Origin of the sequence: Corallococcus terminator, from assembly GCF_003611635.1 — a bacterium.
Taxonomy (GTDB): Bacteria; Myxococcota; Myxococcia; order Myxococcales; family Myxococcaceae; genus Corallococcus; species Corallococcus terminator.
Window position 1 is genome coordinate 1 of sequence record NZ_RAVZ01000524.1, and the last position, 4,252, is coordinate 4,252.

Below are 4,252 nucleotides of genomic sequence, written 5' to 3' on the forward strand. Positions count from 1 at the left end.
CGCCTGCCTCCCCGCCCCCCCGGCCCCTCCCTGGGGGGCCATCGCACCCGGAGTGACACCCAACACCAGACAGTCCGTGGAGGAATTCTCAATTCCTCGCAAAGACAGTCCATGGGTCATTTGGGCTCCAAGTGGGTGTCTGGGTACTTCATCCTTCAGTACAGTCTTTCGGGTATTGCTAGAAAATTACATCTGTGGCAAAGAATGTTCACGGGCCCTGGCTGTCAATGTCTGGCGTCAGACCCGTACCCACCCGCAGGCTTCGCGCCCTCTGGAGACAGACATGTCACTCCTTCGTCCGCTTTCCCTTTTCGCCGCCCTCGTGACGCTCGGTGGCTGTGGCACCGAGTCCTTTGACGAGCGCCCGACCCTCGGTCAGTCCGAGGCCGCACTGACGGGCATCGACCTGAGCGTCTCCGAGCTGGGCGTGACGTGCGAGGGCCAGGTCCTGACGGTGACGGGGGCCATCCGCAACGAGGCGCCCACGGGCATCGACCCGTCGATCGCGGGCATCTACGCGGGGGACCCGACCCAGGGCGGCACGCTGCTGGCGACGGTGAACGTGCCCTGGCTGGTGGGCAAGGAGCGCTATCCCTTCCAGGCGGTGGTGGAGGTGCCGGAGGGGACGCAGAAGCTGTTCGTGGTCGCGGACAACTTCGGCTTCTACCCGGAGGACGACGAGCTGAACAACACCGCGTCGGTGACGCTGGCGGCCGGTGGCGGCTGTGTGGTGAACCAGGCGCCGGTGGCGCTCTGCAAGGACGTGACGGTGTCGGCGTGCGCCGCCCAGGCGTCCATCAACAACGGTTCGTACGACGTGGACCTCTTCCCCCAGGCGCTGAGCTTCTCGCAGAGCCCGGCGGGTCCCTACGCGATGGGCACGACGCCGGTGACGTTGACGGTGTCGGACGGGATGGATTCGAACACGTGCTCGGCGACGGTGACGGTGGTGAAGCCGTCCGCGCCGGTGGCCGGGGCGAGCAAGGACCTGGTGCTGCCGTTCTCCGCCGCGGCGGAGTACAAGCAGGTGACGCTGGCGGACTGCGCGCAGCCGGCGACGGATAGCTGCGGCGGGGCGTTGGATCTGCAGCAGTCGGGCTCCATCGTCCGCATCGTGTCGGACGAGACGGAGGACGCGCTGTCCGGGCTGCGGCTGCTGGCGTGCAAGGACATCAAGCTGAGCGCGGACCGCAAGTCGGCGCAGTTGCGCGCGGAGTCCGGTCTGCTGGGCAATGGCCGCGTGTACACGATGGTCTATGAGGTGAAGGACGCGTTCGGCAACGCGACCACCGGTAGCTGCAAGGTGAAGGTGCCCAGCCTCCAGGGCATCCTCTCCGTGGGCCTGGGGCCGGTGTACTGCCAGGGCACGGCCTGCCCCGCGGGCACGGGCAGCGGGCTGCTCTGCTCGCTGCTGTAGTCCCAGCACGCACTGTCTGGCGGCCCGGGAGGCGCGGAGGTTCGCGCGGCCCGGGCCGTCGTCGCGTGAAGGGGGAGGGCCGCTTCACCGTCGGTGCAGGCGTGCGAGGGAGCCACTGCGTGCGTTGACGCAGATCGGAGCCTCCCCTAGCTTGGCCGGCTTCCCGGCGCCGCCGCTTCCGAGGGTGAGGAAGGGCCGTGTCGCGAACACCCCTCATGATGCGCAGGACGGAAGAGGATTCGGGTCAGGGGGAGGCGCCGCGGGACGAGCGTGCGCCGGATGGCCTCATGCCCGTGCTCCGCGTGGAGTACGACACGGACGTCGAGGCCGGTGGTCACGTGGCCCCCGTGCTCCGGGTGCGTCCGGCGTGGCCGCCGCCAGAGGACGGGGAGGACGCGCAGGGCTCCCTGGCGGGTGTCGCTCGCGACGTGAATCGCGGGCGCGAGGACTCCACGCCTGACCTCGTTCGTGACGGAGGGGGAGCGAAGGGCGCGGGTTCGAACTTCGTACGTGATGACGGGGCGCCGAAGCTCCCTGCTCCGAACCGTGCTCGTGAGCTTGCCTCTCGGGATGCCGAAGTGGGCTTCGGGCGTGACGATGCAGCCTCGAAGCCTCCCGCTCCGAACCTCGCGCACGAGGCCGCACCCCGGCCCGCCACGCTCGACCTCGGACGTGACGACGCAGTCTCGAAGGTCGTTGCCCAGGACCTCGCTCGCGCGGCCGCCACCCGGCCCGCCACGCTCGACCTGCTCCGCACCGCGGCCCTGCGGCTCTCCGCGCCGAAGCCCGCGCGGGAGGACGCCTCGAAGGCCACGGCCCGTGCCGCCTCCGCGCCAGAGTTCGTGCGCGTGGACGACGCCGCCGACGTCCGCCCTCCCGAAGAAGCCCCGGCCCGGGACGTCTCCACCACCGGGGACGTCACCCCCGCCGAGCGCCAGGCCATGCAGGCCGCCGTGTCCTCCGGTCGCCGCAGGGAGCAGTGGGTCGCGCCCACCTATCTCCCCGAGGAACTGCGCGACGCGCTCGTGGCGGAGCGCAGCCAGTACCGCGCGCAGCGGATCCAGGAGGCCCGCGAGGTAGGGCTGGCCGGTCCCGGGGTGCTTGGACTCGTGCCGGTGCCCGCCGCGGATCCGGACTGGTCCGGCGGCTCGCTGCTCGGCTTCGTGGGCGAGGAGCTGGTGTTCGCCGGGGACATCGTCCACCTGGACTTCGAATCCGGCCGCGTCTTCGCGTCCTCGGATTCGGGAGAGGACCTGGACCGCCGTGTCCTCTCCTGCGAGCGCTGGTGCTACCGGCCCTACGACTTCGCCGAAGCCCTGTGCGCCGCGGCCTCCGCCTACGAGGAGCGCGTCCCCGCGCTCACCACCGCGCTGGCCCGGGCCCGTGGCGAATCCGCCGCGTCCCCGCCTTCTCCTCGCGACGCGGAACTCATCCCGGTGGACCGGCTCTGGCGCCAGCCGTGGGGCTGCGTCTGGGGCCCTCCCGGCACCGGTAAGACGACCGCCGTCGCGGACCTCATCGCCCGGGCCCTGCGCGCGTACCCGAACGAGCGCATCCTCGCGGTGGCGCCCACCAACCGCGCCGCGGACGAACTGGTGTTGCGTGTCAGTGCCCTCCTGGAGCGCGACCCCATCCCGCTGCGCCCGCTGGCCCGCAGCATCTTCCGGGGCGGCACCGGCGCGAGCGAGGCCCTGGCGAAGCTGCCCACCGTGGCCCTGGAGCAGAACAAGACGAGCAAGCTGCTCAGCACCATCCAGGAGCGCGAACGCGAGCTCACCCTGGAGCGCTCCCGGGGCGGCGCCGCGCCGGAGCTCGCCAAGATGCAGGCGGAATTGCGCACGCTGCGCGGCCGCGTGAAGGACCCCACGCTGAAGGAGGCGGAGAAGGGCGACAGTCCCCTCATGGTGCTCACCGTGCACCGCGCGCTCCGGCTGGTGTCGGAGCTGGAAGGGGAGGAGACCTTCCAGCGGCTCGTCGTGGACGAGGCCGGCATGGTGACGCGCGCGGCGACCGCGCTGCTCGCCCCGTTGGCGAAGCAGGTGACGCTCGCGGGAGACCCCAAGCAGATTGGCCCCGTGAGCCGCGCGGCGGAAGGCGCGGGCGGCGGCGCGCAGACATGGCTGCGCGCCAGCGCCCTGTCCCACCTGGAGGACGCGGTGAAGGACGCGGAGCGGCCGGACGTGCTGCTCTTGCGCACCCAGCACCGCATGCACCCGGACATCGCCCGCGTGGTGAGCCACTTCTGCTACGGCGGCGCGCTGGAGGACGGCGACCTCGTGAAGGACCGGGCCCGACGGCCCGCGCCCGTGCCCGCCTTTCCGGCGCGAGCGATGTGGCTGGTGCTGGACGGCTTGAGCCGCGACAACCGCCGCCTCACGCACGGCCGCGGCGAGACGGGCTCCGGCTACCAGCGCGAACTGTCCGCCGAACTCGCCGTCACCCTGGCCCGTCAGGCCGTGCGCCTGGGCCTCACCGTGCTGTGCGTGACGCCCTACCGCGCGCAGGCGGCCCTGCTGCGCAAGCTGGGCAACGCGGCGGGACTGCGCCACGACATGTTCAGCGCCTCCACCATCCACCGCCAGCAGGGCACGCAGTACGACGTGGTGATGGTGGACACCGTGGCCGGAGGCCGCCCCTTCCCGCCGCACACGCTGGTGCCCATCCTCAACGTGGCCGCCAGCCGCGCGAAGGACTACCTGCTGGTGCTCGCCTCGCGCGCGGAGGCAGGAGCCTCGCCCGTGCCCCGGCGCTTCCTGTCGCTTCTGCCCCCCGTGCGCGTGCATCCGGGCACACCGCCCCGGCTGGAGCTCATCGCCTCGCAGCCACGTCCCCCTC

The 4,252-nt window shown here is 71.7% G+C and carries 2 protein-coding genes; both read left to right on the top strand.

Annotated elements, in window-relative coordinates; all coding sequences use genetic code 11:
• The first annotated feature begins 283 nt into the window (after window positions 1-283).
• Window positions 284-1,417, top strand: coding sequence for a hypothetical protein (locus tag D7V88_RS39370; protein ID WP_120545659.1), 1,134 nt, complete (start codon window positions 284-286; stop codon window positions 1,415-1,417).
• Window positions 1,418-1,704: 287 nt separating this feature from the next.
• Window positions 1,705-4,252 (top strand): DEAD/DEAH box helicase (locus D7V88_RS39375; RefSeq protein ID WP_244238639.1); only part of this gene is annotated, 2,548 nt, incomplete at its 3' end.

Coding starts and splice junctions, on each gene's coding strand:
- D7V88_RS39370 (WP_120545659.1), top strand. CDS start 284: ATGTCACTCCTTCGTCCGCTTTCCCTTTTCGCCGCCCTCGTGACGCTC.